Raw genomic sequence first — 13,085 nt, forward strand, 5'->3', positions numbered from 1 at the left:
AGGTCAGGCCCCCTTCTTCACCGGCTCCAGAATCGCCACGCACTCCATGTGGTGCGTCATCGGGAAGAGGTCGAAGGCGCGGAGGAAGCGGGGGCGGTAGCCGGCGGTGGCGAAGTAGGCGAGGTCGCGGGCGAGGGCGGCGGGGTCGCAGGCGACGTAGGCGATGCGGCGGGGGCCCAGGGTGGCGACGTGGTTGACGAGTTGCTTGCCGGCGCCGGTGCGGGGCGGGTCGAGGACGACCAGGTCGGCCTCGGTGATGCCGGTGCGGGGCAGCACCTTCTCGACCCTGCCGTGTTCGATACGTACGCGCGGGAATTCCTCGAGGTTCTTGCGGGCGTCGGCCACGGCCCGCTTGCCCGCCTCGATGCCAAGCACCGCGCCCTTCTCGCCGATGCGGTCGGCGAGCGCGCCGGCGAACAGACCGACGCCGCAGTACAGATCGAGCGCCGTCTCGCCCTTGCGCGGGGTCAGGCCCCGCATCACGGCGTCCACCAGGACCTCGGCGGCGCGGGGGTGGACCTGCCAGAAGCCGCCCTCGCCGACCCGCCAGGTGCGGCCGTCCGCGCGCTCGCGCACGAAGTCGCGGCCGTGTACGCGGTGTACGGCGCGGTCCTTCTCGCCGACCCGGAGGACGGAGACCTCCCGGTTCAGCTCCACCAGCGGGAGCCGGCCGCCGGGGCGGGGGGTGAGGATGACCTGCCGGTCGGTGGAGCCGGTCGCGGCGATGGCGTCGATGGCTGCGATCTGCGGCCACTCGCGGTCCTCGATGCCCAGTTCCTCGACGCCGGGCGCGGCGATCAAGCAGTGGTCGATGCGCTGCACCTCGTGCGAGCGGTGCTTGAGCAGTCCGGGGTGGCCGTCGGCGTCGACGGTGTAGTGCACCCTGGTGCGCCAGGCGGGGACCTCGCCGGGGGCGACCTTGTCGCCGGGCGCGGGCTCGACGGTGCCGTCCCAGGAGACGTCCTCGGGGGTCAGCCCGGCCAGCCGCTGGAGCTGTTCGGTGAGCACCTCGGCCTTGAGGCGGCGCTGGGCGCCGGGCTTGACGTGCTGCCAGTCGCAGCCGCCGCAGCGCCCTGGCCCGGAGAAGGGGCAAGGCGCCTCGATACGGTCCTTCGCGGGCTCCCGCACCTCGATCGCGTCGGCCCGCAGGAACCTGGAGTCGGCCCGCCCCTCGGTCACCCGTGCGACCACCCGCTCGCCGGGCAGCGTGTGCCGCACGAAGAGCACCTGGCCGCTCTCCGTACGCGCGACACAGTGGCCGCCGTGCGCCACCGGGCCGACCTCGACCTCGTACTCCTCCCCTACCAGGGAGGGAGCGAGCTCTTCGGACGCGCTGGCTTCGGGCATCAGGCAGTGACTCCAAAAGTGGGAGAGGTGGAACGGGTGCGCCGTGCGGCGGGACGCCGGGCCCCGGCCGGCCGGGTGTGACGGGGAGCGTCCTGGGCCGCAGCCGCCGAGTCTACTTCCCGGCTACTTCCCGCGCTGCCGGGTCACGCTGCCCGCCGCTCCCGGACCGTCCCCGGAGTTCTTGGCGCCCTTCGCGCCCTTGGCGGCTCTGCCGTCCTTGCCGTCCTTCTGTGACTTGCGCGGCTGGATGACAGGGCCGCGGCGGACGGAGCCCGGCGCGTTCCACTGCTCGCGCCGCCTGGCCCGCTTCTTGGCGACCTCGGAGGACTCCAGCTGGTAGGGCACCGATGTCACCATGACGCCGGGTGTGAACAGCAGCCGTCCCTTGAGCCGCAGCGCGCTCTGGTTGTGCAGCAGATGCTCGTACCAGTGGCCGACGACGTACTCAGGGATGAAGACGCTCACCACATCGCGGGGCTGCTCCTTGCGCAGCCGCTTCACATAGTCGATGACGGGGCGCGAGATCTCCCGGTAGGGCGAGTCGAGGATGGTGAGCGGAATGTCGATACCGCTCTCGTCCCAGTCCCTGCGCAGCTGTTCCGTCTCGGCCTGGTCCACGTTGACGGTGACGGCCTCCAGCGTGTCGGAGCGCAGCAGTTTGGCGTACCGCAGGGCCCGCAGCGTCGGCTTGTGGATCTTCGATACGAGAACGAAGGAGTGCACCCGCGAGGGGCGCAGCTTCGCCTCGCCCGCGTCCTCGGTCGCCAGTTCCTCGGCGACCCCGTCGTAGTGCCGGCGGATGCCGGTCATCAGGGCGTAGAAGAGGGCCATGCCCACCAGGGACACCCAGGCCCCGTGGGTGAACTTCGTCACCAGTACCACCACGAGCACCAGCCCGGTGAAGAAGGCCCCGAAGGTGTTGATGGCGCGCGAGCGGTACATGTGGCGGCGGCGCGCCCGGTCGGTCTCGGTGGTCAGCAGCCGGTTCCAGTGCCGGACCATGCCGGTCTGGCTGAGTGTGAACGAGACGAACACGCCCACGATGTAGAGCTGGATCAGACGGGTGGAATCGGCTCCGTAGACCACCACGAGTATCGCGGCGGCCCCTGCCAGCAGCACGATCCCGTTCGAGAAGGCCAGCCGGTCGCCGCGGGTGTGCAGCTGACGGGGCAGATAGCGGTCCTGCGCCAGGATCGAACCCAGCAGCGGGAAGCCGTTGTAGGCCGTGTTGGCCGCCAGGAACAGCACCAGCGCCGTGGCCGCCGCCAGGAAGATGAACGGGAGGGTCCCGTCGCCGAATACGGCCGCCGCCACCTGGGAGATGACCGGGTTCTGGGTGTATCCCTCCCCTGCCGGCTGTCCGTCGATCAGCAGGTCCTTGGCCGGGTTCTCGGCCATCTTCACATCGGTGACCAGGGCGAACGCGATGATGCCGCAGAACATGGTGACGGCCAGCACGCCCATCATGGCCAGCGTGGTGGCGGCGTTCCTCGACTTGGGCTTGCGGAAGGCGGGCACACCGTTGCTGATCGCCTCGACTCCGGTCAGCGCGGCACAGCCGGAGGAGAACGCGCGCAGCAGCAGGAACGCCAGCGCGAACCCGGCGAGCCCGGTCTGCTCGCTGTGGATCTCGTAGTCCGCGGTGGGTGCCCGCATCTCGTCGCCGAGGATGACCGCCCGCACCAGCCCCCAGACGATCATCCCGAAGACGCCGACGACGAAGCAGTACGTGGGAATGGCGAAGAGCTTGCCGGACTCGCGGACGCCTCGCAGGTTCATCAGCGTCAGCAGCACGATCACGGCGGACGCGCAGAGCACCTTGTGTTCGACCACGAACGGGATGGCCGAGCCGAGGTTCTCCACCCCCGAGGAGATCGAGACGGCCACGGTCAGCACATAGTCGACCAGCAGTGCGCTGGCGACGGTGAGACCCGCTCTGCGGCCCAGGTTGGTGGTCGCGACCTCGTAGTCGCCGCCGCCGCTCGGGTAGGCCCGCACGTTCTGCCGGTAGGAGGCCACCACGGTGAACATCAGCACGACGACCGCGACGGCGATCCACGGGCTGAAGTGGTAGGCGGAGACCCCTGCCACCGAGAGGACCAGCAGTACCTCGCCCGGCGCGTAAGCGACCGAGGACAGCGGGTCCGAGGCGAAGACGGGAAGGGCGACGCGCTTGGGGAGCAGCGTCTCGCTGAGTCTGTCGCTGCGCAGAGCCCTCCCGAGGAGGAGGCGTTTCGGTACGTCGGTCATCCTGGACACGCAGAGGATCGTATGCGGTCAGTCGTGCGATGCTGAGACGGCCCGCTGTACGGGACGAAGGGACGGGCGTTGCACATTGTGATCATGGGCTGCGGACGAGTAGGAGCGGAACTCGCGCAGACCCTGGAGCGACAGGGCCATACGGTCGCGGTCATCGACCGGGACCCCACCGCATTCCGGCGCCTCGGCTCGGGCTTCGGCGGCCGCCGGGTCACAGGCATCGGCTTCGACCAGGACACCCTGCGCGAGGCCGGCATAGAGGAGGCGGGCGCGTTCGCCGCGGTCAGCAGCGGTGACAACTCGAACATCATCGCGGCCCGGGTGGCACGTGAGATGTTCGGCACACAGCATGTGGCGGCGCGGATCTACGACCCCCGGCGCGCGGAGGTCTACCAGCGGCTGGGCATCCCCACGGTGGCCACCGTGCGCTGGACCGCCGATCAGATGCTGCGCAGGCTGCTGCCGTCCGGCTCCGAGCCGCTGTGGCGGGACCCGAGCGGCGCCGTCCAGCTCGCCGAGGTGCACACCTCGCCCGCGTGGGTCGGCGAGCGCGTCAGCAAGCTCCAGGAGGAAGCCGGGGTGCGTATCGCCTTCCTCACCCGGCTGGGCGAGGCCATACTGCCCACGTCCCAGACGGTGCTTCAGGAGGGCGACCTGGTGCATGTGATGATGCGCTGCGACGAGGTCGCACGAGTGGAGGAAGTCTTCTCTGTGGGGCCGGAGTCGTGACCACGGAACGCGCGCTCAGCAGCATGGGCGAACAGGCGAACAAAGGGAACGCAGCATGAGGGTGGCGATTGCCGGGGCGGGCGCCGTGGGTCGCTCCATCGCGGGCGAGCTGTTGGAGAACGGGCACGAGGTGCTGCTCATCGACAAGGCGCCGACGGCCATCTCGGTCGAGCGGGTGCCGCAGGCGGAGTGGCTGCTGGCCGACGCGTGCGAGATCACCTCGCTCGACGAGGCGGCGCTGGAGCGCTGCAATGTGGTGATCGCGGCGACGGGTGACGACAAGGTCAACCTGGTTGTCTCCCTGCTGGCCAAGACCGAGTACGGGGTGCCGCGGGTGGTGGCCCGGGTGAACAACCCGAAGAACGAGTGGCTGTTCAACGAGTCGTGGGGCGTGGATGTCGCCGTCTCGACACCGCGTCTGATGTCGGCGCTGGTGGAGGAGGCCGTCAGCGTCGGCGACCTGGTGCGGCTGCTGCGCTTCTCGCAGGGCGACGCGAACCTGGTCGAGATGACGCTGCCGCCGGAGTCCACCCTGGCCGGCACCCGCGTGGGAGACGTGAGCTGGCCCGAGGACACCTCGCTGGTGACCATCATCCGCGGCACCCGGGTACTGACGCCGGACCCGGACGACGCGCTGGAAGCGGGCGACGAGCTGCTGTTCGTCGCCGCGCCCGCGCGCGAGGAACAGCTGGAGGAGCTGCTCTCGACCCGGAGCTGACACGCGTCTGACCCAGGGACGGGGGCCGGATCTGGCCCCGGGTCCGGCCCTGAACGGTCCGCGCAGCGGGCGCCGTCAGTCCTTCTTCACCAGCGCGACCCACACCTGGCCGCGCGCGAAGGGCAGTCGGCGCCCACCCTCCGCTTCGGTGAAGGTCGTGCCCCCGTTCGCCGAGGGGCGCGACCAGCGCGCTTCGTACGCCTTGCCGTCCCGCAGCACCAGTGCGTCGCCCGAGCCCACGGTCACGGTGTACGGGGTGTTGCTGCCGGAGCTGTCGTGGAAGCGGGACTGGCGCAAGTCCACGTACTGGATCACGACGGTGGCCGGCGCGAGCCGTCCGTCGCCGCGCGAGCGGGCCGGGGAACCGTCCATCGCGACGAGCCAGCGGCGGCGGTCCGCGGACCAGGTGAAGCCGAACCGGGCCGCGGGGTACCGAACGGTCTGCCGGGACGTGGCCCGGCCCCCCTTGGGAGCGGCACCGAACCGGAAGCCGATGTCGCGGGGCTCCGAGGCGTCGTCGGCAGCCTGCTCGGCGCGACGTGCCTCCAGGTAGAGGTTGTGCGGAGGGCGGCGGCCCGGGTCCCGTTTGTAGCCGTCGGGCAGCTCGCCGGGCGGCAGCAGGTGCAGCGGGGATGCTTCCAGGGTCGGCAGGAGTTTGCCCTGTACGCCCGAGAACGCCAGTGCGGGCTCGCCGAACTGGCGCAGCAGCTCGATGTCGGACTCGCGCGCACTGCGGACGGGGCCGACAGCGGCGGGGACGTCGGAGGCGAAGACGGCCAGTATCCGGCTGAGGCCCGCCTCGACCTCCTCGGTGTAGACGATGTCGGCGTGCTCCAGGCCGGTCTGCGGGCGGGCCGGCGCCACGTTGTCGACCTTCACGGCCAGTACGTGGTCACCCTTGCGCCGCTGTCCCGTGAAGGGCGACGCGTCGTCCTCGCCGTCGCCGCCGGCCCCGCACGCGGCGAGGGCACCACCGGTGCCGACCGCCAGCGCGGTACGCAGCAACACCCTGCGCGTCGTCGGTCCGTATGCGGGCCGCCCGGCCCGAGTGGGCTCATCCATGCCGTCGCCTCCGTCCGCTCGCCGAGCGTACTGGCCGAGGCCGTCACAGAGCAGCCGGACACTCCCCACCGTGGCTGCTTGCCGTGGCAACCACATACGGCCTCAGGAGCTGGTGGCCTTGGCGGCCCGCTCCTCGGCCTCCATCTCCGCGATGACGTTGATCGGCGGCGGCGCCTTCGCCAGGAAGATCCAGGTGAGATAGACCGCCAGCAGGAACGGAGGGATCTTCAGAATGACGGTCACCCAGCCGAACTGCGTGGTGTCACCCCAGAAGTAGAGCGGGAAGAGCACGGCCGACTTGCCGAGCAGGATGAAACCCCAGGCGTAACTGGCCTTGGTGTACGCCTTCTTACGGCCCGGGTTGCGCTTGCGCCAGGACAGGTTCTCCTTGAACACCGGCCCGAGCACCAGTCCGAGCAGCGGGACACCCGCCAGCGAGGTGACGATGTAGGCGAGCGCCAAGCCGAGCGTGTAGAGCATGCCCGGCAGATAGAAGTCCTTGGCGTTGCCCGTCATCATCGCGAAGAGCACACCGAAGCCGACGCCGAAGATCCCGCTGAACGCGTGCTTGACGGTGTCCTTGCGCAGCAGCCGGAAGACGACCAGCACGCCGGAGATCACCAGCGCGGTGATGGCGGGGAGGTGGATGTCCTGGGTCATCGTGTACATCGCGATGAACACCAGGCCGGGCGCGGTCGTCTCGACCAGGCCACGCACGCCGCCGAACGCCTCGAACAGTGCCGCTTCCGTCACGGCCTGCGATCCGGCGTCGTCGGCCTGCTGCCCGTCCGGAGCCTCCGCTTCGGTCTGCTTGTCGGGAGAGGTCACCCGCTACTCCTGTCCGAGGGGTCGCAGCTCGTATTTGGGGTTGAACATCACGGGACGGCCGTGGTTGACGGTGATCCGTCCCCAGGCGATCAGCTTGCGGCCCGGCTCGATCCCCGCGATGGAGCGGCGGCCCAGCCAGACGACGTCCAGCGAGGCCGACCCGTCGAACAGCTCGGCCTCCAGGGTGGGGACCCCGGCACGTGGCCGTAGCGTCACGGTGCGCAGCGTACCGGTTACCCGCACCATCTCGCGGTCGCCGCATTCGGAGATACGGGCACAGCCCGTGTCCTCGGCTTCCTCGCGCAGCTCGGCCGAGCGCAGGTCCTCTTCGGAGGAGGAGAGCCGTTCCAGGAACCGTCGGAACCGCCCGCTTCCCGTGCCCCGCTGTTCTCGGGTGGCGCCAGTCATAACCGCCAGGGTACCGCCGGACGCCACCCCGTTGCCTCCGGCCGTCGCACCTCGGTCCCCCACCCGGAAGAGCCCCGCCCGGAGCCGTCACTTCTCGAACCGATACCCCATCCCCGCTTCCGTCACGCTGTGTCCACCCGGGGGACAACCCCCGGGCCCCCGGCCGGAGCCAGGTCACTTCTCGAACCGATATCCCATCCCCGCTTCCGTCACGAAGTGCCGGGGATGCGAGGGGTCGGCTTCCAGTTTGCGGCGGAGCTGGGCCATGTAGACGCGGAGGTAGTTGGTCTCGGTGCCGTACGAGGGGCCCCAGACCTCCTTCAGCAGCTGCTTCTGACTCACCAGCCGGCCGGGGCTGCGGACCAGCACCTCCAGCAGGTGCCACTCGGTGGGGGTGAGCCGCACGTCTCCGCCGTCGCGGCGCACCTTCTTCGCGGCCAGGTCCACGGTGAAGGTCTCGGTCTCGATGACGCCGGCGCCGTCCGGCATCCCGGCCGGCGGCTCGGCACGCCGCACGGCGGCGCGCAGCCGGGCCAGCAGCTCGTCCATGCCGAACGGCTTGGTGACGTAGTCGTCGGCCCCGGCGTCCAGGGCCTCCACCTTCTCGTCCGAGGTCTGCCGTGCGGAGAGCACGAGGATCGGCACCCGGGTCCAGCCGCGGATACCGCGGATGACGTCGACGCCGTCCATGTCGGGCAGGCCCAGGTCCAGGACGACGGCGTCGGGGTGCCGGTCGGCGGCCATGCGCAGCGCGGTCGCGCCGTCGTGCGCGGCGTCCACCTCGTACTTGCGGGCCTTGAGATTGATCACGAGGGCGCGGACGATCTGCGGTTCGTCGTCGACCACGAGCACCCGGTGCATGCTTGCTTCCTCTCGATTCGGTTGTGGCCGCTCAGGCGCCGGAGCGCTGCGGTTGCGGCTGGGGCTGCAGCGGTGCGCCGGTCCGTTCGGGCGGCCGGTGGCGTACGGGCCCGCGCCCGTGCGCCGCACGCAGGGTGAGCACCATGGTCATCCCGCCGCCCGGGGTGTCCTCGGCCTCCAGGGTGCCGCCCATCGCCTCGGCGAAGCCGCGGGCGACGGCGAGGCCCAGCCCGACACCGGCACCGCCAGGGGCGTCGCCGTACCGCTGGAAGGGCTCGAAGATGCGGTCCTTGTCGCTGTCGGGCACCCCGGGTCCGCGGTCGGTGACCCTGACCTCCACCCGGTCGGCCAGCGCACTCGCCTTCACCAGTACCTTCTTGCCCTCGGGGCTGTACTTGACCGCGTTCTCCACCAGATTGGCGACGGTGCGCTCCAGCAGCCCGGGGTCGACCGCGACCAGCGGCAGCGCCTCGGCGACGGCCAGCCGGACGCTGCCCTCGGGCACTCCGCCGAGCGCCTTGGGCACGACCTCCTCCAGGCTTATGTCCTTGATGTGGGGCTTGACGGTGCCGGTCTGGAGCCGGGACATGTCGAGCAGATTGCCGACGAGGTTGTCGAGTTTGTCCGCGCCTTCCTCGATGGCGCCCAGCAGCTCCGCCTCGTCCTCCGCCGACCACTCCACGTCGTCGGAGCGCAGCGAGGAGACGGACGCCTTGATGGCGGCCAGCGGGGTGCGCAGATCGTGCGAGACGGCGGCCAGCAGGGCGGTGCGGATGCGGTTGCCCTCGGCCAGTTCGCGTGCCTGCTCGGCCTCGCCCAGCAGGCGCTGCCGGTCCAGCACCCCGGCGGCCTGTGCGGCGAAGGCGGCCAGCACCCTGCGGTCCTCGGCGGGCAGCACCCGCCCGGAGAGCACCAGCATCATGTTGTCCCCGACGGGCATGTCCGTCTCACCGTCCTCGGGGGCGGCCGGGCGCTTGCCGGACTCGGTGCTGCCGGCGCTGCCCACACAGGTCCAGGCGGCCCGCTCGTCGGCCCGCTCCAGCAGCGCGACGCTGTCCATGGCGAAGGTCTCCCGCACCAGCTCCAGCAGCGCGTCCAGGGGCCCGGGTCCGGGGCTGCCGCTGCCGTGCTGTGCCTCGCCGCGCAGCACGCTGCCCGCCAGGGCCGAGAGGATCTCCGACTCGGCGCGCAGCCTGGCCGCCTGCTGGGTGCGCCGGGCCGCCAGGTCCACCACGGAGGCGACGGCGACAGCGACGCCGAAGAACACGGCGAGCGAGACGACGTTGCGGGGGTCGCTGATGGTCCAGGTGCGGACGGGTTCGGTGAAGAAGTAGTTGAGCAGCGCCGAGCACACCGCGGCCGAGGCCAGCGCGGGCAGCAGCCCGCCCACCAGCCCGGCGGCGACGGTGAGCACCAGGAAGAGCAGTACGTCGTTGGCGAAGCCGATGCCCGGGTCGAAGGCGAGCATCAGGAACGTCAGCAGCGCCGGTGCGCCGAACGCGGTCAGCCATCCGGCGACGACCCGCGTCGTGCCAAGACGCGCCGCCCGCGCCCCGGGCAGCCCGCGCCCCTTGGCGACTTCGTCGTGGGTGACGATGTGCACGTCCAGGTCCGGGCCCGAGTCCCGCGCGACGGTGGCGCCGACCCCCGGACCGAAGACGTACTGCCACGCCTTGCGGCGCGAGGAACCGAGCACGATCTGGGTCGCGTTGACGCCCCGCGCGAACTCCAGCAGGGACTGCGGGATGTCGTCCCCGAGGACGTGGTGGTAGGTGCCGCCCAGGTCCTCCACGAGGGTGCGCTGGACGGCCAGCTCCTGGGGTGACCCGGAGGTGAGGCCGTCGGCGCGGGAGATGTGGACGGCCAGGATCTCGCTGCCCGAGCCCTTGGCCGCCATCCGGGAAGCGCGGCGGATGAGGGTGCGGCCCTCGGGCCCGCCGGTGAGGCCGACGACGATGCGTTCGCGGGCCTGCCAGGTGGAACGTATCCGGTGCTCGGAGCGGTACTGCTGGAGGTACTCGTCGACCCGGTCGGCCGTCCACAGCAGTGCCAGCTCGCGCAGCGCCGTCAGATTGCCGGGCCGGAAGTAGTTGGAGAGCGCGGCGTCGACCTTGTCCGGCGCGTAGATGTTGCCGTGCGCCATCCGGCGGCGCAGCGCCTGAGGCGACATGTCGACCAGCTCGATCTGGTCGGCGCGCCGCACCACCTCGTCCGGCACGGTCTCCCGCTGCCGTACGCCGGTGATCGACTCCACCACGTCACCGAGCGACTCCAGGTGCTGGATGTTGACCGTGGAGACGACGTCGATCCCCGCTGCCAGCAGCTCCTCGACGTCCTGCCAGCGCTTCTCGTTCCGGGAGCCCGGCACGTTGGTGTGCGCCAGTTCGTCCACGACGGCCACGGCCGGGCGGCGCGCCAGCACCGCGTCCGTGTCCATCTCGGTGAGCAGCGCACCACGGTAGGTGATCTCGCGGCGCGGCACCTGCTCCAGCCCGTGCAGCAGCACCTCGGTTCGCGGCCGGTCGTGGTGCTCCACGAAACCGACCACCAGGTCGGTGCCACGCTCCACCCGGCGGTGCGCCTCGGACAGTACGGCGTACGTCTTGCCGACTCCGGGTGCAGCGCCGAGGAAGACCCGCAGCCGGCCCCGCCGCGACCGCTCTCCAGACGACATGCCCCCATTGTCACCGCTTCCCCACCCGAACCCGCAGACGAGGACCTCGCAGGCCGTCAGGGTTCCGTATGGATCACGGCCACCGGCCGGATTCCGGCCCTCCCAGCGGACACCATGCCCCCACGGTGCGCCCACGGGGAAGCCGGTACGCACGAAGGCCGGGCCCCGGCGGGGCCCGGCCTACTCGGCACGTGTGTCAGCGAACCTCGGTGATCTCCGGTCCGCGCTGCAGCTTGTCCAGGCCGCCCGCGAAGCGGGAACCCTCCTCGACCGTCTCCTGCTGCACGCCGTCCGGCACCATCTGCGCGTCCTCCGGCAGCTTCAGGACGATCGGGTCGCGCGGTGCCATCGGCCCGTCGCCGCGCACCACGACCGTGTCCCGGAAGATCTGCTCCAGCACCCCGGCCGCCTGCGGCTGCACCGCGCCCTGGCCGGAGATCACACCGCGCAGGAACCACCGCGGGCCGTCGACACCGACGAACCGTACGACCTGCACGCCGCCCGTACCGTCGGGCAGCTGCACCGGCACCTGAGCCCGCAGCTCCCAGCCCAGCGGACCGTCGACCTCGTCGATGACGCCGCCCTGCTGGGTGATCCCGGAGGCGATCTCCTCGCGCACCTCGTCCCAGATGCCCTCGCGCTTGGGCGCGGCGAACGCCTGGAGCTGGACGGCGCTGTCCTGGAGTACGACGGTCGCCGCGACGATCGCGTCACCGGCGACCTCGACCCGCAGCTCCATGCCCTCGACGCCGGGTACGAAGAGACCGCCGAGGTCGACCCGGCCGGAGCTGGGCTCGGTGACCTCTTCGATGTCCCAGGGGCCGTCCGGGCGGGGCGCCGGGGGCAGCTTGATACGGGTCTCGGCGCTGTCGGCTTCGGCTTCCACGCCGTCCTGCGGCTCGTCCTGGCCGTCCTGTTCCGTCTCGAACTCGTCCGAGGTGCCCTCAGGCTTTTCGCTCTTCTTGCGACGACGTCCGAACACGTCACTGTCCTCTCAGGTCGGAAGCTCGATCGGCACCGACCGCAACGTAATCCTTCTGCTGTGCGGCTGTCTGCCGGGCGACACCCGGCTCGTCGGCAGAGGCCGGCTGCCGGTCCGGGCGGCCTGCCGCGTGGCCACCCGTGGAGCCGAACCCGCCCGTGGCACGTACCGAGCCGGGCAGCTCCTCAACCTCGCGGAAACGCACCTTCTCCACCTGCTGGACGACGAGTTGGGCGATACGGTCGAACCGCTCGAACCGCACAGCCTCGCGCGGATCCAGATTGGCCACAATCACCTTGATCTCACCACGGTACCCGGCATCCACCGTTCCCGGTGCATTCACCAGCGAGACGCCGCAGCGGGCCGCGAGGCCCGAACGCGGGTGGACGAACGCGGCGTAGCCGTCGGGCAGGGCGAGGGAGATACCGGTCGGCAGTACGGCCCGTTCTCCGGGTGCCAACTCCACACTCTCGGTGGTCACCAGATCGCACCCGGCGTCCCCGGGGTGCTGGTAGGAGGGGACCGGCACCTCCGGGTCCGTACGCCGCAGCAGGATCTCGACGCTGTCGCTCATGGGTTCACCTCGAAGGCACGTGCGCGCCTGATCTGGTCGGGGTCCGCCATGGCCGCCTGGATCTCCTCCTGGCGGCCGTTGTCGATGAAGTGCTCGACCTTCACCTCTATGAAGACGGCGTCGGCGCGCACCGCCACCGGCCCGTCGGGGCCGCCGATCCTGCCGGTTGCCGTGGCGTAGATCTTGCGCCCGTGCACGGCGGTGGCGTGGGCCTCCAGGTGCAGCAGCGCGTCCACGGGCACGGGCCGCAGGAAGTCGGTCTCCAGCCGCCCCGTCACGGCGATCACATGCATCAGCCAGCTGAGCGAGCCCAGCGTCTCGTCCAGCGCGCTGGTCAGCAGTCCGCCGTGGGCGAGTCCGGGAGCGCCCTGGTGGGCGGGCCTGACGGTGAACTCGGCGGTGACGCTGACACCTTCCCCGGCCCGCGCGACCAAGTGCAGCCCGTGCGGCTGTCCTCCGCCGCAACCGAAGCACATGTCGTAATGGGCGCCCAGCGGCTCGCCGGGCGCGGGGGCCTCGGGGTGGCGTACCGGCGGGACGGCGTCGGGCGGCGGCACCAGGGAGGTCTTGGGTGGATCGACTGCACTCACGGGTGCAGACCTTACCGTCGTACGAGCGGCCGATGGCGCCGTGCCAAGCTGGA

12 protein-coding genes are annotated in these 13,085 nt (G+C 71.0%); 2 read left to right on the top strand and 10 right to left on the bottom strand.

Translation table 11 applies throughout. From position 1 onward, the window contains the following. Window positions 1-3: 3 nt before the first annotated feature. Complete coding sequence (locus ACQEU8_RS09145) at window positions 4-1,347, bottom strand: class I SAM-dependent RNA methyltransferase (protein WP_433098712.1); 1,344 nt, start codon at window positions 1,345-1,347, stop codon at window positions 4-6. Window positions 1,348-1,470: 123 nt separating this feature from the next. After that, a complete protein-coding gene (locus ACQEU8_RS09150) occupies window positions 1,471-3,606 on the bottom strand; it encodes an APC family permease (protein WP_433098714.1) in 2,136 nt (711 codons plus the stop codon). A 69-nt stretch (window positions 3,607-3,675) separates the two neighbouring features. Between ACQEU8_RS09150 and ACQEU8_RS09155 the strand changes: the two genes are divergently transcribed. After that, a complete protein-coding gene (locus ACQEU8_RS09155) occupies window positions 3,676-4,335 on the top strand; it encodes a potassium channel family protein (protein WP_433098716.1) in 660 nt (219 codons plus the stop codon). Between the two features lie 55 nt (window positions 4,336-4,390). Beyond that, window positions 4,391-5,053: a potassium channel family protein gene (locus ACQEU8_RS09160; RefSeq protein ID WP_433098718.1), complete on the top strand. Its 663-nt coding sequence runs from the start codon at window positions 4,391-4,393 to the stop codon at window positions 5,051-5,053. 75 nt (window positions 5,054-5,128) lie between these two features. Here ACQEU8_RS09160 and ACQEU8_RS09165 read toward each other — a convergent pair whose 3' ends face one another. From ACQEU8_RS09165 to ACQEU8_RS09200, 8 genes are all read right to left on the bottom strand, one after another. Beyond that, the gene (locus ACQEU8_RS09165; RefSeq protein ID WP_433098720.1) at window positions 5,129-6,115 is read right to left on the bottom strand and encodes a DUF3048 domain-containing protein; all 987 of its coding nucleotides are present in this window, start codon (window positions 6,113-6,115) and stop codon (window positions 5,129-5,131) included. 102 nt (window positions 6,116-6,217) lie between these two features. After that, window positions 6,218-6,943: a DUF3159 domain-containing protein gene (locus ACQEU8_RS09170; protein ID WP_433098722.1), complete on the bottom strand. Its 726-nt coding sequence runs from the start codon at window positions 6,941-6,943 to the stop codon at window positions 6,218-6,220. 3 nt (window positions 6,944-6,946) lie between these two features. Then, entirely contained in the window at window positions 6,947-7,351 is a 405-nt protein-coding gene (locus ACQEU8_RS09175; RefSeq protein ID WP_433098724.1) for an OB-fold nucleic acid binding domain-containing protein, read from the bottom strand. 174 nt (window positions 7,352-7,525) lie between these two features. After that, complete coding sequence (locus tag ACQEU8_RS09180; protein ID WP_433098726.1) at window positions 7,526-8,212, bottom strand: response regulator; 687 nt, start codon at window positions 8,210-8,212, stop codon at window positions 7,526-7,528. Between the two features lie 31 nt (window positions 8,213-8,243). Then, window positions 8,244-10,886 carry an ATP-binding protein gene (locus ACQEU8_RS09185; RefSeq protein WP_433098728.1) on the bottom strand — a complete coding sequence of 881 codons (2,643 nt, stop codon included), beginning with the start codon at window positions 10,884-10,886 and terminating at the stop codon, window positions 8,244-8,246. 196 nt (window positions 10,887-11,082) lie between these two features. Next, window positions 11,083-11,868: a DUF3710 domain-containing protein gene (locus ACQEU8_RS09190; RefSeq protein WP_433098730.1), complete on the bottom strand. Its 786-nt coding sequence runs from the start codon at window positions 11,866-11,868 to the stop codon at window positions 11,083-11,085. Between the two features lies 1 nt (window position 11,869). Further along, a complete protein-coding gene (dut, locus tag ACQEU8_RS09195; RefSeq protein ID WP_433098732.1) occupies window positions 11,870-12,442 on the bottom strand; it encodes a dUTP diphosphatase in 573 nt (190 codons plus the stop codon). Continuing rightward, a complete protein-coding gene (locus ACQEU8_RS09200) occupies window positions 12,439-13,032 on the bottom strand; it encodes a PaaI family thioesterase (protein WP_433098734.1) in 594 nt (197 codons plus the stop codon). Before ACQEU8_RS09200 ends, dut begins: the two co-directional genes overlap by 4 nt. Window positions 13,033-13,085: the final 53 nt, after the last annotated feature.

Source organism: Streptomyces sp. CA-250714 (assembly GCF_050936705.1).
In the GTDB taxonomy this organism is placed as follows: Bacteria; Actinomycetota; Actinomycetes; order Streptomycetales; family Streptomycetaceae; genus Streptomyces.